The organism is Shewanella piezotolerans WP3 (assembly GCF_000014885.1).
Classification (GTDB): domain Bacteria; phylum Pseudomonadota; class Gammaproteobacteria; order Enterobacterales; family Shewanellaceae; genus Shewanella; species Shewanella piezotolerans.
This window is the reverse complement of record NC_011566.1, coordinates 1,175,017-1,194,833: the sequence shown is the minus strand read 5'-3', so window position 1 is coordinate 1,194,833 and position 19,817 is coordinate 1,175,017. Positions and strand designations below refer to the sequence as shown.

At 43.5% G+C, this 19,817-nt stretch carries 15 protein-coding genes and 1 pseudogene; 2 read left to right on the top strand and 14 right to left on the bottom strand.

Annotation, left to right across the window (positions count from 1 at the left end):
- Positions 1-101: 101 nt before the first annotated feature.
- From SWP_RS05245 to SWP_RS05225, 5 genes and pseudogenes are all read right to left on the bottom strand, one after another.
- Positions 102-1,391: an NCS2 family permease gene (locus SWP_RS05245; RefSeq protein WP_020911364.1), complete on the bottom strand. Its 1,290-nt coding sequence runs from the start codon at positions 1,389-1,391 to the stop codon at positions 102-104.
- 604 nt (positions 1,392-1,995) lie between these two features.
- Positions 1,996-3,468 (bottom strand): annotated as a pseudogene (ltrA, locus tag SWP_RS05240) (group II intron reverse transcriptase/maturase).
- A 776-nt stretch (positions 3,469-4,244) separates the two neighbouring features.
- The gene (locus SWP_RS05235) at positions 4,245-4,616 is read right to left on the bottom strand and encodes an SMI1/KNR4 family protein (RefSeq protein WP_020911360.1); all 372 of its coding nucleotides are present in this window, start codon (positions 4,614-4,616) and stop codon (positions 4,245-4,247) included.
- A 118-nt stretch (positions 4,617-4,734) separates the two neighbouring features.
- Positions 4,735-5,151, bottom strand: a complete 417-nt coding sequence (locus SWP_RS22990; protein WP_020911359.1) for a DUF4265 domain-containing protein — start codon at positions 5,149-5,151, stop codon at positions 4,735-4,737.
- Between the two features lie 176 nt (positions 5,152-5,327).
- Positions 5,328-5,822 carry a hypothetical protein gene (locus SWP_RS05225; RefSeq protein ID WP_020911358.1) on the bottom strand — a complete coding sequence of 165 codons (495 nt, stop codon included), beginning with the start codon at positions 5,820-5,822 and terminating at the stop codon, positions 5,328-5,330.
- 1,258 nt (positions 5,823-7,080) lie between these two features.
- Here SWP_RS05225 and SWP_RS05220 point away from each other — a divergent pair.
- A complete protein-coding gene (locus SWP_RS05220; RefSeq protein WP_044555687.1) occupies positions 7,081-7,533 on the top strand; it encodes a hypothetical protein in 453 nt (150 codons plus the stop codon).
- 1,153 nt (positions 7,534-8,686) lie between these two features.
- Here the strand turns inward: SWP_RS05220 and SWP_RS05215 are convergent.
- Positions 8,687-10,225, bottom strand: a complete 1,539-nt coding sequence (locus SWP_RS05215; RefSeq protein WP_020911355.1) for a M17 family metallopeptidase — start codon at positions 10,223-10,225, stop codon at positions 8,687-8,689.
- Positions 10,226-10,451: 226 nt separating this feature from the next.
- Between SWP_RS05215 and SWP_RS05210 the strand changes: the two genes are divergently transcribed.
- Entirely contained in the window at positions 10,452-11,915 is a 1,464-nt protein-coding gene (locus tag SWP_RS05210; protein WP_020911354.1) for an aminoacyl-histidine dipeptidase, read from the top strand.
- 71 nt (positions 11,916-11,986) lie between these two features.
- Here the strand turns inward: SWP_RS05210 and dinB are convergent, their stop codons facing one another.
- From dinB to nqrF, 8 genes are all read right to left on the bottom strand, one after another.
- The gene (gene dinB, locus SWP_RS05205) at positions 11,987-13,063 is read right to left on the bottom strand and encodes a DNA polymerase IV (protein WP_044555686.1); all 1,077 of its coding nucleotides are present in this window, start codon (positions 13,061-13,063) and stop codon (positions 11,987-11,989) included.
- 164 nt (positions 13,064-13,227) lie between these two features.
- Complete coding sequence (locus SWP_RS05200; protein ID WP_020911352.1) at positions 13,228-15,228, bottom strand: methyl-accepting chemotaxis protein; 2,001 nt, start codon at positions 15,226-15,228, stop codon at positions 13,228-13,230.
- A 253-nt stretch (positions 15,229-15,481) separates the two neighbouring features.
- Positions 15,482-15,685 (bottom strand): hypothetical protein, encoded by a 204-nt coding sequence (locus tag SWP_RS05195; RefSeq protein WP_020911351.1) that lies wholly within the window; start codon positions 15,683-15,685, stop codon positions 15,482-15,484.
- A gap of 285 nt (positions 15,686-15,970) precedes the next feature.
- Positions 15,971-16,438 (bottom strand): bacterioferritin, encoded by a 468-nt coding sequence (gene bfr, locus SWP_RS05190; RefSeq protein WP_020911350.1) that lies wholly within the window; start codon positions 16,436-16,438, stop codon positions 15,971-15,973.
- A gap of 12 nt (positions 16,439-16,450) precedes the next feature.
- The gene (gene bfr / locus SWP_RS05185; RefSeq protein ID WP_020911349.1) at positions 16,451-16,918 is read right to left on the bottom strand and encodes a bacterioferritin; all 468 of its coding nucleotides are present in this window, start codon (positions 16,916-16,918) and stop codon (positions 16,451-16,453) included.
- Between the two features lie 334 nt (positions 16,919-17,252).
- Positions 17,253-17,474 (bottom strand): (Na+)-NQR maturation NqrM, encoded by a 222-nt coding sequence (nqrM, locus tag SWP_RS05180; RefSeq protein ID WP_020911348.1) that lies wholly within the window; start codon positions 17,472-17,474, stop codon positions 17,253-17,255.
- A 12-nt stretch (positions 17,475-17,486) separates the two neighbouring features.
- The gene (locus SWP_RS05175; protein ID WP_020911347.1) at positions 17,487-18,503 is read right to left on the bottom strand and encodes an FAD:protein FMN transferase; all 1,017 of its coding nucleotides are present in this window, start codon (positions 18,501-18,503) and stop codon (positions 17,487-17,489) included.
- Between the two features lie 29 nt (positions 18,504-18,532).
- Positions 18,533-19,780: an NADH:ubiquinone reductase (Na(+)-transporting) subunit F gene (gene nqrF, locus SWP_RS05170; RefSeq protein WP_020911346.1), complete on the bottom strand. Its 1,248-nt coding sequence runs from the start codon at positions 19,778-19,780 to the stop codon at positions 18,533-18,535.
- Positions 19,781-19,817 lie beyond the last annotated feature (37 nt).

The window sequence follows — 19,817 nt, the reverse complement described above, 5'->3', positions numbered from 1 at the left end:
CCCATTTAACTCGTCAGCGTTCAAACGGCAAAATAAAAGCCACTCGAAGTGGCTTTTCTATTAATGCGATAAAATGACAACAAAATAATGCTTTGACAGCATTAGCCATAAATGAACTTAGCCACAAACAGCGCCGCTAAAATCACCACCCCAAGGCTTAAATCTTTATAACGACCGCTCATCAGTTTTATCACTGCGTAAGAGATAAAGCCCATTGCAATTCCGGTCGCGATAGAGAAAGTCAGTGGCATGAGAATACAAACCACCACCACAGGTGCCGCTTCGGTAATATCCTCCCACTCAACATGCACAAGACCAGACATCATTAATATGGCGACGTAAAACAGTGTGCCAGCGGTGGCGTAAGCAGGCACCATGCCCGCAAGCGGTGAGATAAATAGCGAGCCTAAAAACAGCAATCCGACCACAACGGCAGTAAGACCCGTTCGACCACCAGCACTGACGCCTGCTGTACTTTCAATATAACTAGTGGTGGTAGAAGTCCCCAGCATAGCGCCGGCAATCGTCGCAGTACTATCGGCAGTAAGCGCACGATTAAGCCTTGGCAACTTACCTTTGTCATCTAAAAATCCACCGCGCTGCGCAACGGCGACTAAGGTGCCTGAAGTATCAAACAGATCGACAAACAAAAATGCAAACACCACCGACAACATGCTCACTTCAAGCACACTCGACAAATCCATCTTCATAAATGTCGGCATCACTGACGGCGGCGCCGATACAATGCCTTGATACTGCACATCACCGAAAAGTAGCCCTAGCGCAGTGACCCCCAAGATGCTGATAATGACCGCCGACTTCATGCCTCTGTGTACCAAAGCGATAATGATGAAAAAGCCAAGCACCGCCATAACTGCAGGAAACGCGGTGATATCGCCCATTGTCACTAAAGTCGCTGGGCTAGCAACCACAATGCCGGCACTCTTGAGGCCAATTAGCGCTAAAAATAGACCGATACCGGCTGCAATGCCTAAGCGTAATGAGATCGGAATGCTATTCACGATCCACTCACGAATGCGTACCAATGAGAGTACCAAAAAGCAGATCCCAGAGAGGAAAACCGCGCCTAATGCTGTTTCCCATGTGTAGCCCATTTCACCTACAACCGTGTAAGTGAAAAAAGCATTCAAGCCCATACCTGGAGCAAGTGCAATAGGATAGTTAGCGACAATTCCCATGATCAAGCAACCAATGGCGGCGGCCAAACAGGTAGCCACAAATACAGCGCCATGATCCATGCCCGCATCAGCGAGCATCATAGGGTTAACAAAAATAATATAAGCCATGGTTAAAAAAGTGGTTAATCCCGCAACAACCTCTTGTTTTAACGACGTTTGGTTCTGTTTTAGTTTGAATAATTTTTCTAGCATGGAACAAGGTTCCTTGATTTTATTATGTAGGGTATGAATACAGTTTTTACTGTCATATAAATGTTTACGGACTGTTAAGAGCGCACATTTTTAGGCGATTATACGGGCAGATATTAAATGACGCTAGCGATTTACTTCAGGTTAGAAGCGGCTAATTTAAATAGTGTTTTTTGATGGAAGGACAAACAAAGTTAAGCGGGTTAACAGCACATATATCGGTAGCTTTCAGCTATCTATTGAGAACAGGTTTTCTCCAATTAGAGGGTTAAAACTCACTTTGAGACTAGAGGGGAGTAAACCTAAAGAGTCTAAAAGCCAGTAAGGGTTAAGAGAATATATGGCAATGGGACGTAATTCAGCTGCATTGAGCTTTTGCAAGTCGCCGTGAATATATCCCTATAGGCTCTGCTAAATCATCCATGATTTAGCAGCTTGCACAGCCCAATTCAGATGAATTTCTAGCAAATTTCATTTTAGTCGTTAACTCGTTTTTGTCGGATAGGCGGCACTTGTTACCAAGTGCCACCCTCCTAAGAACCGTACGTGCAACTTTCACTGCATACGGCTCAAGCCTCCACAAAGGCGTATTCTGTTACCCAGCACCCTACATAGCAGCCAAAACAGGATCAAACCAAGAGTTTCTGCCTTCCTTTGCCCGTTTCCGCTTACTTAAGTAAGCTTCGTATTCGGGGTCGTAAGGTATAGCTGCGCTCCTGATTTTCACATGTCTTTTTATCGGCGTTTGAGCTATCTGAACCAGATTAAAATGGCAGTCCATGTTGGCAATCTTCTGCCAGCCATGGAATTGCCACCCACCTATGCGATTCATGTAATATTTACGCCTCACCCAGTCCTTACTTTTCGTTGGATGACGCCTTACCGCCCATCGCCATAACAGCCAGAAAAGTTGATGGCCTACATAACCGAAAACTTGCTTTGCAACACTGTGGCGATAATAGTTCGCCTATCCTCTCAGTTTCGGATTCAATATTTTGATTAAATCGTTAACGGGGATTGTTGGATGTTTTCTGATGAATTCACGTAGATTACTCAAAAATGATAGAACGTTACTCTTGCTCGGTTTAATGAGCAGTTTGCCTTTGTACTTCCTAAGATTGAATCCCAGAAAGTCAAAACCATCATCGATATGAGTTATGTGCGTTTTCTCATCAGAGAGTGTTAAGCCTCTTTCCTGTAGAAAGCCAATGAGTTGCGGTTTGATTTCATTGACGAGCACTTCCTTCGAAGAACTTGTGATAACAAAATCATCTGCGTACCCGATAAAGTTGACTCTATTCCCTGTTTTACAAGCAATAGACTTAACCAACTGTTCTAACCCAGCCAGCGTCAGTAACATCAGCGTTGGGGAGATTATCCCGCCTTGCGGTGTTCCTTCTGCTGTTTTGTAGAACAATCCTTTATCAACATAACCACATCCAAGCCATTGTTTCAGCATTCGCTTATCTAATTGAATGTTATCGATGAGCCATTGATGACCAATCTTATCGAAACAGGCTTTGATATCTCCCTCAAGAACCCACTGACTAGAGCGCTTCATACACAAACATTTGAAGCACTGTGCAATTGCATCTGCTGCGCTTCGGTTAGGTCGAAAGCCATAGCTATTGAGGTCGGCTGCCGTTTCTGAAATAGGCTCCAAGGCGAGAAGATGAAGCGCTTGTTGCGCTCTGTCTATCATGCAGGGAATGCCTAAAGGTCTGAGTTTGCCGTTTTTCTTGGGGATGTAGATCCGCCTGAGCGGTTTGGCATGATAGCCCTTTCTACTCAGTTGATTGACCGCACCTATACAACGAGCATCACTGTTCCAAATGATCCCGTCGATTCCAGGTGTTTTGCTGCCTTTGTTTTGAGAAACTCTTTTAACTGCAAGCAATTTTGCTGATTTAGAGTGAGTTAATATCCACTGCAACGCTTTCGCCTTACCGTGTTTACCTTCTCGGGTTGCTTTTGCAATGCGCATTTGAAGCTTTAATACATGTTGCTTAACCGCTTTCCAGTTAATGGATTGCCATTGAGCGCTGTTAGGAGATGCACTAACTTCGATTGAAGCCATCATTTGCGTTTCTCCTTGAATAAAGTTCTTCAAATCATCTTGCAACGGGAGACCAGCTAGAAGTCAGCTCGCTTTCGCGCCAGATAACAACCTGTATCCGCATCATTACAACACGGCTTTCGCTTTTTCCAGCCTCCTTTACCTACATCACTATCAGTAGCCTTCGCAGGCCACTTTCCCCAAAGGGAGCAATACAGGCTTACCCTGTTCCGTATGTCGCGCAACGTCAGGTTAGATGCCCACTATAGTGCGGAGAGTTATTTGATCACGAAAGAGCACTGTCCAATCTCTTTCCAACTCTCGTGCCTTTTGGCCACAGCGTATTAACCACTTCCGCTGTTTCTCATATAACGCACCTTACATGGATTCACATACGTTCATCATACTGACACCCTAGCACTTACCCGATTGTGGTTATCAGGAAGAACGTCCTCTCACGATTCAGTTCCCATTTGACATAAGCCAAATATCGTTACATTGTCAGACTCGCTACTTTATTCAGAGTCTTAGGGTCATCTGGTGATACAGATGGTTCACTCTTACCGTGGTGAACAACGCTTCATACGACTTCAGGTCGCACGGACAGAAATGCGTTAGTGCAAAGGGTCTAAAAACCGGAATGGGATAAGTAAATGTATGGATAGCCAATTAAAGTTTACCCTGACCCCACATATCCTTAACGCCTTACTAATGGGCGCATAAATGCTTGGCTAAAATTAGCGACGAAGGTGTGCACGCCAAGCGTTTTGCGTCCTTTTGAGTAACTTGTTAGTTGTACGTTATTCACCAGCCTCTAAAACAATATGATTACGCCATATAGCTACATTTTCCCACTTTTCATCTGTAATTCCATTATGTGACCAAAATACAACTTCACCTTTATCGTTGATGCAGTAGTAATCCGAGCTGTCTTCGCAGATAGGCAATAATTCTGCTGGTAGATCGTAAAATTTTCGCGCGCTTTCCAATGCTTCATATATGTCAGCGTAACTTGGAGGGTCGACGATTTCTAGTGCTTCTAGTGGGGCATCTCCTAAATCGTATCCAGATTTTATAAACGCCACATATTCTTTAGGAAATCTAAAACCTAGCTTCTTTTGGGCATCTGCAATTTGAATGTCGGATGGTATTTTGATTTCGAATTCTTCCATTTACTCTGACTCTAATTGAGTACAACTAACGCCCCTCTAATAAGTGAACCATGTGCTGGCGGGCGATTTGCACAGCAAATGGCATGACAGCCTTTGTGAATCTGAATTTAGCAGCTTGTTAGCCATTTTCTGCGTCTTCTGGAACAGCATCAAAGCTACCTTCAATGCATTGTTCACAAGTCTCAAAACTAAGTATTCCCTTTAATTCTAGTTCATCCAGTTTATCGAAAAACTCATCATAATTTCCAGATGGCGTGACGTTGAGAGTAAATTGATCATCATCCCATCCTTCGTAGCCAATATGTTCAGTTCGTATCGATTCGATCACCGAAATATGTTCTTTTTTACCTTTATTGTCGGTAAATATAACCCTCAGAGTTTGGTGGCCACTAGCTTCTACAACCTCAAGTATTTCGGGCTTAGAACCTTCATTTTTGGCAATTGCTTTAACAATGTCGTTGTAATTTAACCCGTAAGAAAAAAATGGGATATTTTTCAATTGATAGAGGTTTTCACCGACGGGCTTTGCCCACATTGACTCTCCACCAACGGACCAGTGATTTGGTAAATCTACGTGTAACTTAACTAAAGGGGCCTGATTCATAATTTAGATGGCTAACGCCCCGCTAGGGGAAATTTGTAGTTGGCTAAAATGTTGAACGGAGTGAAAACAGCCAACTGTAAATTTTCCCTCTTGAGCGCCTTGTTAGGTTACGTATACTTTAACCAATTCAAAGTGCTTTGCCAAAAAGAACCTTTTATTAAGGCTTTAGGCTCATTATCAGTTAGCCACACGATAAATGGTTTAAGGAAAACACTTGGAATATTATTATCTGTGAATGCGTTATCGTTAGACTCTACAGCTGCATTTATACAGGCTTGAAACTCTTCTAGTGCTTTCCCAAATAATGCAGGGTTGGTTGCTACGAAATCTAGATTTGAATTATTTAAACGAAAAACCTCATTAGAAGTTGTAGAAATACAAATATGATTATCATCACGATCCGAACCTAAAACAGCGAGTTTTTCGTTTTGTATTAGTAATTCAGGTAACCAACAATCTTCTTCTCCGAAAAACATATTCGGGGCACACCATTCAGGTAAACCAATATCTGATAAGAATCTAATAGTTGATAAATGTAATCCAAGTTCACTGAGTCTAGTTATTGGATATTTGGAATAATTATCGAAGATTGCAGCATCCATACTCTAGTAACCTAACATTTGTATACACGCCTTGCTCGTTTATCAGGTTAGACCAGTCAAAGTGTATGCACTTAAATGTCTGATTTATAATATTTTTCAACGGTTAGTCCAAATACACCTTCTGGAAAAACGAGAATGCACACTTTGTTTGCCTCGTATCTTCTGCAAAACGAGCAAGCGCGTTTTTAGTTACTTGAATTTACTCTTCTTTTTATTTTAGCTCAATAGCAAACCGCGAACTGATTGCGCATAATTTGGTGATTATCCGCACAAAACCAATAATACTGTATAAAAACACAAACACTGCTCTTTCCGACTGATGAGAAAAAATATTGCAAAGAGGTTATTGCTGTATTGGACTAATTGCTGGCGTAAACTCATTTTGGGGCAGAAGTGAGTTTCAAAAACTAACAGAATACACCAACTCCCCATCGGAGTTGCCGAAGTGCGATGAAGAAATAACCGTAATGCCCACACGGATGTGGGCATAGCTTTCGCGGGACAGGATGTCCCATCGGAAGCGTTAGGTGATTTCAAATAAGTACGAGGGAGACAACTTCGTCTGGGGCGCTGAAGGATTGTCAAGGGGCGCAAGCGCTTTGCCCCTTGGCTCGGGTGTGGGCGAAGCGCCACGACTTAGGTCAAGCGTAGCTTGATAAAACTTATAGAGGTCCACTAACTTTGGGGCAAAAGTGAGCTACAAAACTAACAGAATACACCAACCCCCCATCGAAGTTGCCGAACTCATCGAAGACAAATCGCGTGAGTGAGGCATGGATGCCGAGTTAGCCTTAGGTGAGCCATGGACGGCGAATATAAGGCGATAGCTATTTTCGAAAATGAGCGAGGCTCAACAACTTCGCCGGGGCGGCAGGGGTGATCCAAGAGGGGATTGCTGTTGATCCCCTTTTGGCCGAGTGTGAGCTGGAAGCTCACGACTTTGGTCAAGCGCAGCTTGACATGTGGCAATCCCACCTCAAATTACAGGCAAAAAAATGCCTGTTCAAAGAGCAGGTAGACATGTTCAAGTGTTCCATAAGGAAATCGGCATAACACTGCTAGCGTTAATTCATAGCAAGGTACTGCCATTAATCTCCAGAAAAAACCTCAAATTTCAGGCAAAAAAAATGCCTGCTCAAAGAGCAGGCAGACATGTTCAAGTGTTCCATAAGGAAATCGGCATAACACTGCTAGCGTTAATTCATAGCAAGGTACCGCCATTTATCTCCAGAAAAAACCTCAAATTAAAGGCAAAAAAATGCCTGCTCAAAGAGCAGGCAGACATGTTCAAGTGTTCCATAAGGAAATCGGCATAACACTGCTAGCGTTAATTCATAGCAAGGTACCGCCATTAATCTCCAGAAAAAATCTCAAATTAAAGGCAAAAAAAATGCCTGCTCAAAGAGCAGGCAGACATGTTCAAGTGTTCCATAAGGAAATCGGCATAACACTGCTAGCGTTAATTCATAGCAAGGTACCGCCATTAATCTCCAGAAAAAACCTCAAATTAAAGGCAAAAAAAATGCCTGCTCAAAGAGCAGGCAGACATGTTCAAGTGTTCCATAAGGAAATCGGCATAACACTGCTAGCGTTAATTCATAGCAAGGTACCGCCATTAATCTCCAGAAAAAATCTCAAATTAAAGGCAAAAAAAATGCCTGCTCAAAGAGCAGGCAGACATGTTCAAGTGTTCCATAAGGAAATCGGTTAGCGCGCTAGCGTTAATCAATGGCATGTTGACTAGCATTCAACATACAACTTGCGTCTAAACACACCCAAAGGGTGCTATAAGGTTGATGGATATTGAAACTACTCTTAAGGAGGGTTAGCCCTTAAAAGTCATAGCATATAGACCGCCACGCATCACATCGGTGTTTAACCAAAAGCTCTGCGAATAAATAGTACTACTAGCTGTAAATGACATAATCATTACTCCTAACAAAGTTGAAAAATACTCTAATCAATTTAATTACGGGGTTGAGACCAATTAAACTGACGAGTCAACTTGTCGCTCGATTCCTTGGAGAATTATCCATCCTGGATAGACTTATCTGTGGTAGGCATTCACCCTAACCAACGAGAGCCATTATAGATAGCTGTAATTTTATTACAACTATTAATTCAACATAATGCTAAAAAGCGGCTTTAAACGTAATTTAACCACACATACTATGTGTGTAGATCACACTAAATCACTTTTTATTGAGGTTAATGTCAATTGTTAACAGGTTTTGATCAGAATAATTACCTTAATCCAACCAGAATCGAAAAAAATGACTAAAGCGGATCAACGTATATAATGCAAAAAAAAGCCCGCTCAATGAGCGGGCAAGACATATTCAAGTTTTCTGATGGAAATTGGTTAACGCGCTAACGATAATCAATGGTAAATTTGGTCAATCTACAACTTGGTCTAAAGACACCTAATAGATGTCATAAGGGTGATGGAAACTTGCGACTTACTAGGTGGTTAGCCCTTGTAAGCCATGGCGTATATTCCGCCACGCAAAACATCTGTGTTTAACCAAAAGCTTTGCGAATAAATAGTTGTGCTCTTTGTAAATGACATAATCAATACTCCTAACTAAGTTGAATTCCTAATACTCTGCATGCTAATTGCGCCCCTTCGTGGGTTAAGCAAAGCCAACTCGTCGCTCGATTCCTTGGAGAATTATCCATCCTGGATAGACTAGCTCGATTAGGCACCTGCCTAATCAACGGAAATCATTATATCCAAATGTAGTTTTATTACAACTATTTTTATTTAAAAAGCCAAAAAACAGCGAAAACTGTAATTTTATTACTTAAGTCCTCACTAAAAAGCCGACATTAGTGTCGGCTTTGAGTGTTTTAACCGGTAAAGCTTACTGACTATCGAGCATATAATTAAACAGGCCTACCAATGGTGTTGCTGTAGGGCTACCGTATTGAGGGTGACCTTCGGTTGCGCTACCCGCGATATCTAAGTGAGTATATGCGATAGGTGTATCGCTATTTAAACCATGCTCGCTTAACCCTGATGCTTGGATTAAAAACGCTGCTGGGTATTGATGTCCACGAGCTGTCACCGATGAAGGTGCATTATTTGATGACAACATGTCTGCAGCCGCAGACGGATCAATAATTTTACTAAAATCATCTCGACGCAATTGACTAACTTCTATTGGTTCTCCCCAAATTGCCGCCTGTTGCTGAATACGCTCGGCAACGTTCGCCTGCTTAGCGACACTATTTTCTACCGCTGCTGTATAACCACCAAAACAGCGCACCACGTGACCGGTTAACGTTGCAACAGAGTACATCTCAGGTTTTACCGCTGATTCCGCTTTAAGACGTAGATGCGACAGTAGATCCGCTAATACCAGTCGCCCTTCGGCGTCAGTATTACCAATACGCACACGTTTGCCAGCATGACTGGTAATGATTTCATCTGTCACAAATGCCTCGCTACCTATGCTATTACGCACTAAACCGAGCTCAGCAACAATACGGATCCCCTTCGGTTTAAGCATACTGACGGTTTTGAGCAGACCAGCAACGGCCGCTGCGCCACCTTTATCTCGGCTCATACCAGCCATCCCACCAGCAATCTTGATATCTGCGCCGCCAGTGTCATAAACCACACCTTTACCAGCAAACATAAAGGTGCGTTCGATTTCGCCCTCACCGACATACTCCAGCTTCACCACTCGGGGCTGATGTCTCAGCACGGCAAAAGAGGAACGACCGACTGCGCTAAGTAGCGGATAATCACGCTCTAAAATATCTCTGTCCTCTACCACTGACATCGTTAAGCCGCTATCAGCAAGAGCCGCTAAACAGTAGTCGGCAAAAGCGGGGGCTGACATGCGCTCAGGCTCGGTACCACACAGGTCACGTGCTAACACGCGTCCAGCTTCAATTGCCGTTAACGTTGCAGCATGATGGCTGTCATTCAATAAACCGATGCACTCTAGCGCTTCATCTGCCCCACCCGCTTCGCGTAGTTCAAGCGCCTGCCATAGCTCTTGCCCACATGCTAAAGCCGCTACCTCTGCCGCTTTTTGGTAACGCGACTCTCCGATACCGTTGACTAATAACAATGGTCGTTTGGCTCCCGCTTCTTTAGCGACTCGAATACCTTGACGCGCCGCGTCAGCAAAAACCCGCACATCTTCATAGTCATCTTTTGCTTTGGTTACCGGCGCGATAACGAGTCGACCGCCCGCAATGCCTGGCGCAAACAGCAGCGTTACCGATTTACCGACTCGCTGATCAACTTTCTGACCATGATTGGCCAGCAGTGCCACTTCTTCAACCTTAATCGTATTGAGATCGGCAGCGACAACCACTAGCGCATCCCATCCATTACCTTCAAAAATCGCCTCTTGAGAGGCTACATCAATATATTTAACTACAGCCATGACCCTTCCTTTTTATTTTTAATTGCTGGCATTATTATCCTATTGCGTGCAGATTACCAACGACTTCATCAAGCTTGAAACCTTCTATGGCAACTTCTGCTGACACTGAATAGGTAAAGCCCAGTAAACCTCTCTTGCAGTTACTGAGACTATGATAGAATATTGCCATTTTCAGCCTCAAGCGCACCAGCGCAGTAGTGATAATCTCAAAATAGAGGAACTTTCTGTGACCGCACTAAACCAGCTACAACCACAAGCACTTTGGCAATGGTTCGAACAAATCTGTGCCATTCCACACCCTTCAAAGCATGAGCAAGCTCTGAGTGAGTACATTCAAGCTTGGGCTAAAGATAAACAGCTGTCTGTTGTCGAAGATAAAGTCGGGAACCTTATTATTAAGAAAGCCGCCACCGCGGGTATGGAAGATCGTAAAACCGTCGTACTGCAAGCGCATATCGATATGGTTCCACAAAAGAATGCCGATAAAGTGCATGACTTTGAAAAAGATCCCATCGATGCCTACGTTGAAGGTGACTGGGTAAAAGCCCGTGGTACTACACTTGGTGCTGATAACGGAATTGGTATGGCTTCGGCTCTAGCGGTGCTAGGCGCTGACGATATTGTTCATGGCCCGCTAGAAGTGCTTCTGACTATTGATGAAGAAGCGGGTATGACTGGTGCATTCGGCTTGGAAGCTGGCATGCTTGAAGCAGAGATATTGATCAACACTGACTCTGAACAAGAGGGTGAGATCTACATGGGCTGCGCCGGTGGCGTAGATGGCCAGATAAGCGTGCCTATAGTTTGGCAATCTCCAAAGCCAAGTAACTCAAGCTATACACTTTCGCTTGCGGGCCTTAAAGGTGGCCACTCTGGAGTGAATATCCATTTGGGGCGGGGTAATGCCAACAAGTTGCTGGCTAGATTCCTGTTTGATCATAGCGATGAACTAGCGCTTGAGCTAACAAACTTCACAGGTGGTTCACTGCGTAATGCTATCCCACGTGAAGCACAAATTAGCTTTATGCTACCAGCTGAAAATGTCACTTTGCTACAAAGTCGTATTAGCGAATTTCAAGCATTGGTTCGCCAAGAATTAGCCATTGCCGACCCAGACACGGAGCTAACACTGACAGAAATACCTGCCGAAACGAAAGTGATGAGTGAAGACTCGCAACAGATTTTGATCGATATCCTCAACGCTTGCCCTAATGGCGTAGTGCGCATGAGCGATGAAGTTGAAGGCGTCACAGAAACCTCTTTAAACGTTGGTGTTATTAGCACGGAGACTGATTCAGTACAGGTGCTTTGCCTTATTCGCTCACTGATCGATTCAGGTCGTGAAGAGATAGAAGGCGTGCTCACCTCGTTAAGCAACCTTGCAGGTGCTAACGTTGAGTTTAGCGGTGCATACCCAGGTTGGAAGCCTGACAATAGCTCGCCTGTGATGGCGAGTGTGCGTGAGACTTATGAAGATATCTACAACAAAGAGCCGACTATCATGGTGATCCATGCTGGCCTTGAGTGTGGCTTATTTAAGAAGCCTTACCCTGAAATGGACATGGTTTCTATTGGCCCAACCATCCGCTACCCACATAGCCCAGATGAAAAGGTCAATATCACTACTGTTGGTCAGTACTGGAAACTATTGCTGGCAGTACTTGAACGTACACCAGTAAAAGGTAGCTAATCGCTATTTTGGCTACACTCCAAATAAAAAGCCGCTCTTGAGCGGCTTTTTTGTCTTTATACTATTGCGGCTTAAAAACCGAGGTCCATTTGTGGTGGCTCTGCACTATCGTGGTTAGCTGCAGGTGTATTTGAAGCTAAACCGACAGAGACTCCTAACAGACGAATACCGCGCTCATGTTGGCGAACCATCGCCTGCTCTAACAGTTGATAAAACAGATTAACGGAGATCTCGTCACTGCGATGTTCAATCGTTGTCTGCTTAAAATCTTCAAACTTGAGCTTAACCACTTGCTTATGGATCACGCGATCTTTTGCGCTACGATTAACTCTTGCACCTAACTCTTGTATAAGCTGCGGCATCACTGCACGGCACTGCTCAAGTGTATGAATGTCTTTTGCCAATGTGGTTTCAACCCCCACAGACTTGCGTTCCCTATTTGGGGATATTGCTCGATTATCGATCCCTTTTGCCCTTTCTATTAATATTGCACCAAATTTTCCAAACCGCTCTAACAGCTTGTTTTGTGGGTATGCCTGAATGTCTGCGCAGGTGTTCAAACCAAGATCGGTTAGCTTTTTAGCAGTGACCTTACCGACACCGGGAATTTTGATTAATGGCAAGGTTTTTACAAATTCGTCTATTTGGTCTGGTCTCACAAGATACTGGCCGTTTGGCTTATTTAGATCAGAGGCTATCTTGGCAAGAAATTTTACCGGCGCTATCCCCGCCGATGCAGTGAGCCCCGTCTCGGCAAATATCTCCTCGCGGATCGCTTTAGCCATTAACGTTGCAGAGCCTTGGCAGTGGTCGCTTTCTGTGACGTCAAGATATGCTTCATCGAGTGACAATGGTTCAATCAAGTCAGTATAACGCTCAAACACCGCTCTAATTTGGCGAGAGACATCTTTATAGACCTGCATTCTACCAGGCACCAATATAAGATCAGGACAAAGCTTAAGGGCGTAACCTGATGCCATGGCTGAACGCACGCCAAATTTACGTGCCTCATAGTTACAAGTGCTTATCACACCACGGCGATCGCTCCTGCCACCCACTGCGATGGGTTTACCTTGTAACTCTGGAAAATCACGCATCTCTACTGCAGCGTAAAAGCAGTCCATGTCGACATGAATTATTTTTTGCAATCTTGAGCCCTCCGCAGAAGATGGTACTGTATATAAAAACAGTACTCAAGAAAAATTATTCCTCCAAGTCAGGCAACCGTCCATTGCCAGCCTTATTAATGTGGGCTAAAAATAAAAACGGAGCCAATCGGCTCCGTTTCAATCTAATAACCAACAGCAAATTGTTAGATTTTAAACTGCTTAATGTTACCTGACAGTGATTCAGTGACTCGGGCAAAGTCACCAAAGTTACGTGATAACTCTTCACTGGCTGCGAGTGAGTCATCAGAAAGCGCTCTAACATTCTCGACATTACAAGCCACTTCTTCGGCGACAACAGCTTGTTGACCTACAGCCGCTGAGATCTCAATGGTCTGCTGTTGAATCGCTTCAATGGCGCCAGTAATACTGTCCAGTGCCACTTCCACTTTTCCTGTCAATTCCTGGCCGATATTGGCCTGCTCAACGCCCGCCTCCATCACTTGCTCTGCCTCATTAGCATTTTGTTGTAGTGTTTGGATGATCTCTTGAATGTTTGCTGTTGAGTCTTGAGTACGTGATGCTAACGTTCTCACTTCATCTGCGACAACCGCGAATCCTCTGCCCTGCTCACCCGCTCTCGCCGCCTCAATCGCCGCGTTAAGCGCTAGCAAGTTAGTTTGCTCAGCAATACCACGGATGACATTAAGTACTTCGCCAATCTGCTCAGAGCGAGTTCTTAGCTGCTTGACAACCTTTGCAGCTTCAATCACTTGAGATGATAAAGACTGCATCCCTTGGCTGGCTTGTGCAACAATGGCACCGCCCTCAACCGACTCCGTTTGTGCCTTATCGGCAAAATCACTGGCACGTTGTGCACTCGCGGCCATCTCTTGGCTCGTATGCGCCATCTCAGTAGCCGCTGTTGCGACAGAGGCTATCTCCTCTTTTTGCTGTGCAACAGAGTTAAGCGCACGTTCACTGACCTCTGAAGCCGATGTCACACCTGTTTCCACTTCTAAAGTTAACTCACGAGTTTCTTGCAGCATGCCCTGAACTTTGGCGGCAAAGCGGTTAAACGCATCACCGAGTTTACCAAGCTCGTCTTCTCTATCCATTTGGATCCGTTTTGCTAAATCACTGTCGCCTTCAGCAATATCTTCCATCGCGGCGAGTAAACTATTGATCTGCTTTCTAAACGGTAGCAGCATGCCCCAAACGGTAACGCCAACAAATAGCATGATCAAACATGAAAGAAGAATTGAATTAATAATCGCATCAGTTACTGGCGCTTCAATGACCTCAGTGGGTAGCATAAAGGCCAAATGCCACTTCTGCTCTGGGAAATCACCGCCAACTTCGACGAAGCTAACCCGTTGAGGTTGCCCCTTAAAGGTGACCTCTGCAAAACCTGATGATTGTGACTGCATCTGTCTGCTTAACGCATTAAAGCCGCTGGTATCTTTAAACTGGCTATCGACTTTTGAAGCGTCTGAGCCAGGTGGAAATTTTTCAGTGAAGCCAGGGAAATAAACCAACTTGCCAGCATTGGTCACAAGAAAGGCTTGGCCCGCACCTTGATATTTAATTGGCGCTAACAACTCACTGCCTATGGTATCAATCAAGATATCCATCCCACCGATACCGATAAACCGCCCAGATTGATCTTTAACGACAGTTTTAACCGTTGCTGAAATTGAACCATCGTTAGCATCAACGGCTGGGTCGCCAACAAACATGCCGTCTTGATCTATGGCTTCTTGCCACCAAGGGCGTTTATTCGTGTAGTACTCGCTATCATTATAGCGACCATTAAGATCGAAATACTCAAAGGTATTAGCCGAGCCAAAGAAAACAGATTTGATGTCACTATCATGATCTGAGAAAAACTTAAAATACTCAACAATAGCGCTATATTGCTTATCGGATGATAGGTCGCCTAAGCGATTATTGTAATTAGCGAACCACTCCAAAACTGTTGGATCTGCAAAGACAGCGTGGATCAGCTGCCCTTTGGCGACAAAGTAGCTGCGTACCTCATTAGATTTAAGCTGAACAAGCCCGGTGAGATCACTATCAATTTGTTGACGCGTACTAGTGCTTTCATTCTTAACTAAGAACAATGCGACGATGGTAAACAATACCGCCAAAGCACCAACAATAGTCACAACCAGCTGCATACTTAGCGAGCGTTTAAACCAAAGCATCCTATATTCCTTTATAATTATTTTTTTCTAGGAATAATGAATTTAACAGAATTAACACAAGATTAAAGCACAAAATTCAACATTTGATCGCCGAGTTGTAAATCGAAAATTACATTAAAGGAAAAACGAAAGTTACGGCAGGTGATAGCTTCAACAGGCAAAGGCTTCGTTAGATTACTTAACTAGCAGTTGTTATTGCTGGCAGTGAAAAACGCTAATGACAAGGTTCAAGTATTGAAGAGGCTGATCAAGACTAGAAAAGAGTAGTCAACATTGAGAGTTCATCAGCAGAAAGGGCTGACTTGCTGCTATAAGTCGCTTGTGATGAAGAGAAAGCTCTATTATCTGACTCAGCTAACTCAAGCTGCTGCTCAAGCTTTCTTATTTTAGAAAGAAGACGCTCAATTATCAGCTGGTTATCGCTTTCATGAACGCTATTTTTCGCTGAAATAATCATAATCTCCCCTTCTTATCAACTAACCATCAAAAAATCACACTTGCGGACTTTAAGGTTAGTACAAATATCCATCGCCGCAATAAATTCTATGAATTATTTACAGCTTTATTATAGTAATCCTCCTTAGCTGAATATTAGCTGTATAAAGGCTGTCAAAATAAAAGCAATATCACTTTCTAAGCTTTAAAAAATGCCTTAAATGCAAAGAGCACCAACTGGTTCAAAGTGAGGTGCTCTAGCAAATATGGAAACGTCTAATAGATAGTGCAGAGCTAGCTAAACTGACTACATCTTACTTTGTAAGTAATTCTGCAGGCCAACTTTATCAATCAAACCTAGCTGCTTTTCGAGCCAGTACATATGATCAGACTCAGTCTCTTCTAGCAATACCTCTAAGATCTCACGGCTTTCGTAATCACTTTTTTCCTCACAAAGTGCAATAGCACTTCGCAAGTTATCAGCCACTTGATACTCATAGGCTAAATCGTTTCTAAGCATCTGCTCAGTATCTTTACCAATATTCAGCGGTTCGCGACTCGCAACATCAGGGGTCCCTTCAAGAAACAAAATTCGCTGAACCAGTTTTTTTGCATGTTCACGCTCATCATCTGATTCATGAGAGATCCGTTCATGCAGTTCATTTAACCCCCAGTCTTCGTACATTAAACCATGTACAAAATACTGGTCCATCGCAGACAGTTCACCAGTAAGCAATTTGTTTAGAGTGTCTATAACCTCTTTGTTACCTTTCATAATAGCCTCCGGTTAGTCCATTTTAGATTGTAAGTAGTTTTGAATACCTGTCAGCGTAATAAGCTCTAGCTGGGCTTCAAGCCAGTCCAAGTGCTCCTCTTCATCTTCCAACAGATCTTCTAAAATATCACGGCTAACATAATCTGCAGAATGCTCACAAAGTGCAATAGCCTCCCGTAGTAATACCAGCTCTTCTTCGAGCATGACTTTGTCGCATTCGAGCATCTCTTGGCTATGCTCACCAATGCGAATTTTCTCCAGCTGTTGTAGATTCGGCAACCCTTCAAGGAACAAGATCCGTTCAATGACCTTATCGGCATGCTTCATATCTTGAATGGATTTCTTGTAAGCTTTCTCATCAAGCTCTCCCAAGCCCCAATTCTTAAACATACGGGCATGGAGGAAGTATTGGTTAATGGCAGTCAGCTCGCTGGTCAGCACCTTATTAAGTTGGGCGATAACCTTAGGTTGTCCTTTCATTTGGTATTCCTTATTTGAAAATTGATCTATATCAACAAATACAGCCTAGAACAAAAAACAAGCAAATACAAATTAACCTTAGATTTCAACAATTTAGTAAAGATAATTATTATCATTACTACTACAGTTCTTAATTAGGGGTGAGCTTAGATAGTGCCAATATTTCTGCGTAAAAAGAGTAAATTACATCAGCTAGTTGTGAGGAGGGAAAATGCAGGCATTAGCTTAATGCTGTTAATTAGCTCAGAAAATGCTATCAAGCATTCATGCTAGGAATAAAAGATATAAAAAAGGCCCCTTAGAAAGGAGCCTTAATAACAGAGCCAATAGAAAGTTAGATGATTCGGTTCTGCTCTAACTTTTCACGACGTTCCTGTTCAGCCATTCTGGCTTTACGCTTATCACACGGATCATCACAATCACATGCTTTTTCAATTCCCAGTGCGCCTAGACCACCGCAGCTCCCTGCCACCTCTTTTTTCTTAACCAAATAACCGATCGACATTAAGAAGAAAAATGCTAGTAACACGACAAATGCCGCTATAAATGTGCTCATATTCGACTCCAACTACTGAGTAACGAAAGGTTTAAACGCTTCGCTATAGAAAACTTTAAAGCCTTCATCCTGCTTTTCTATAAGCATTATCGCAAGATGCTCACGATTAGCAAGTTCTAGTGATGCCTGCGTCCCCAAAACCATCATCGCCGTGGCATAGCCATCAGCGGCCATTGACTCTTCGTGCAGTACTGTCACCGAGGCTAATCGATGATTAATCGGATAACCGGTTCTCGGATCAATAAGATGAGAGAAGCGCTGACCATCCTCTTCATAATAGTTACGATAGTCACCAGATGTTGCCATAGCCATATTTTTAAGCGATATAATTTGCTGTGCATCGATAGCTTTGTCACTCGGTTGCTCTATGGCAATAACCCAAAGTGAACCATCGGGTTTGGTGCCACTTAAGCTAATTTCGCCGCCAATCTCAACTAAGTACCCTTGAGGCTGATATTTATCGAGTAATGCAGCGACTTTATCAACACCAAAGCCTTTTGCAATCGATGAAAGATCAACATACAGATCAGGGTTTTGCTTGCTCACTTTATTACCTGACAAAGACAAAGACTCAATGCCTGTGCGAGCTTTAGCCTCTGCAATCATCTCTGCTGTCGGCACAGTTGTAGGCCTTTTATCTGGACCAAAGCCCCAGAGATTGACTAGCGGTCCTAAAGTAATATCAAGCGCACCATCTGTTATTTTGTACAACTCAATCCCTTCGGCAATGACCTTAGCAGTATCTGGCGATACTTCCATCTGTGCATTGCGAGTCATCTGATTGAATAAAGATAGCTCGGAATTTGGACGATAAGTTGACATTTGATCGTTGACTTTCTCAAGTGCCAGATCAATTTCAGCTTGCAGCAATTGAACATCTGGCAGTGACTCGCTGTGCACAACTTTAATATGATAAGTTGTGCCCATAGTGTTACCAGACAGTGAAATTATTTCAGCAGGTTTACCACATCCTGAAATAAAAAAGGCTAACCCAACAAGGGCCAGCCAGTTTACTAAGGTCTTATACATATTGACCTAGATCTCCAATTAGAGAGAGGTTAGCCACCGAAGTCATCTAGTAAGATGTTTTCATCTTCGACACCAAGATCTTTAAGCATGCTAATAACAGCCGCGTTCATCATTGGTGGGCCACACATGTAGAACTCACAATCTTCTGGCGCTTCATGGTCACGTAGGTAGTTTTCGTACAATACGTTATGAATAAAGCCAGTGTAGCCGTCCCAATTATCTTCAGGCTGCGGATCAGACAGTGCTACATGCCACTGGAAGTTGTCATTATCAGCCGCTAAGCCATCAAAATCTTCTACATAGAACATTTCACGGCTAGAACGCGCGCCATACCAGAAACTCATCTTACGCTTAGAGTTAAGGCGCTTAAGTTGGTCGAAGATATGAGAACGCATTGGCGCCATACCAGCACCACCACCAACAAAGACCATTTCAGCGTCAGTATCTTTAGCAAAGAACTCACCAAATGGACCAGAGATAGTAACCTTATCACCAGCTTTGAGGCTAAAGATGTACGATGACATCTTACCACAAGGTAGAGATAGATTACGCGGCGGTGGAGATGCAATACGTACGTTAAGCATGATGATACCTTCCTCTAGAGGATAGTTCGCCATTGAATAAGCACGGATTGTTTCGTCGTCAACTTGAGATTCTAAGTTGAAGAAGCCAAAATGCTCCCAGTCACCACGGTACTCTGCAGGAATATCGTAATCTGCATATTTAACATGGTGCGCAGGTGCTTCAATCTGAATATAACCACCAGCACGGAAAGGTACCGAGTCGCCATCAGGAATTTGTAGCTTAAGCTCTTTAATGAAGGTTGCTTTGCTATCGTTAGAGATAACTTCACATTCCCACTTCTTAACACCAAAGATCTCTTCTTCAAGCTCAATTTCCATATCAGCTTTGACGTTTACCTGACAAGATAAACGGCAGCCCTCACGAGCCTCACCTTTGCTAATATGATCCATCTCAGTAGGAAGAATATCTCCGCCACCAGACTTAACGTGTACTTTACACTGGCCACAAGTACCACCGCCACCACATGCAGACGATACGAAAATACCGCTTTCTGCTAGTGCACCTAGTAGCTTGCCGCCTGCTGCAGTTTTAATTGCTTTATCTGCATCATCATTGATGCCGATTGTGACATCACCGCTTGGTACTAATTTTGATTTGGCAAATAAAATAACCAAAACCAAAACTAATACGATTGCGGTAAACATACTCACACCGAGATAGACATCGATTGGAGTAGATTCAAGAATACCCATTAACTTATCCTTAAAGGTTCAAATTAAGACGTCGCTT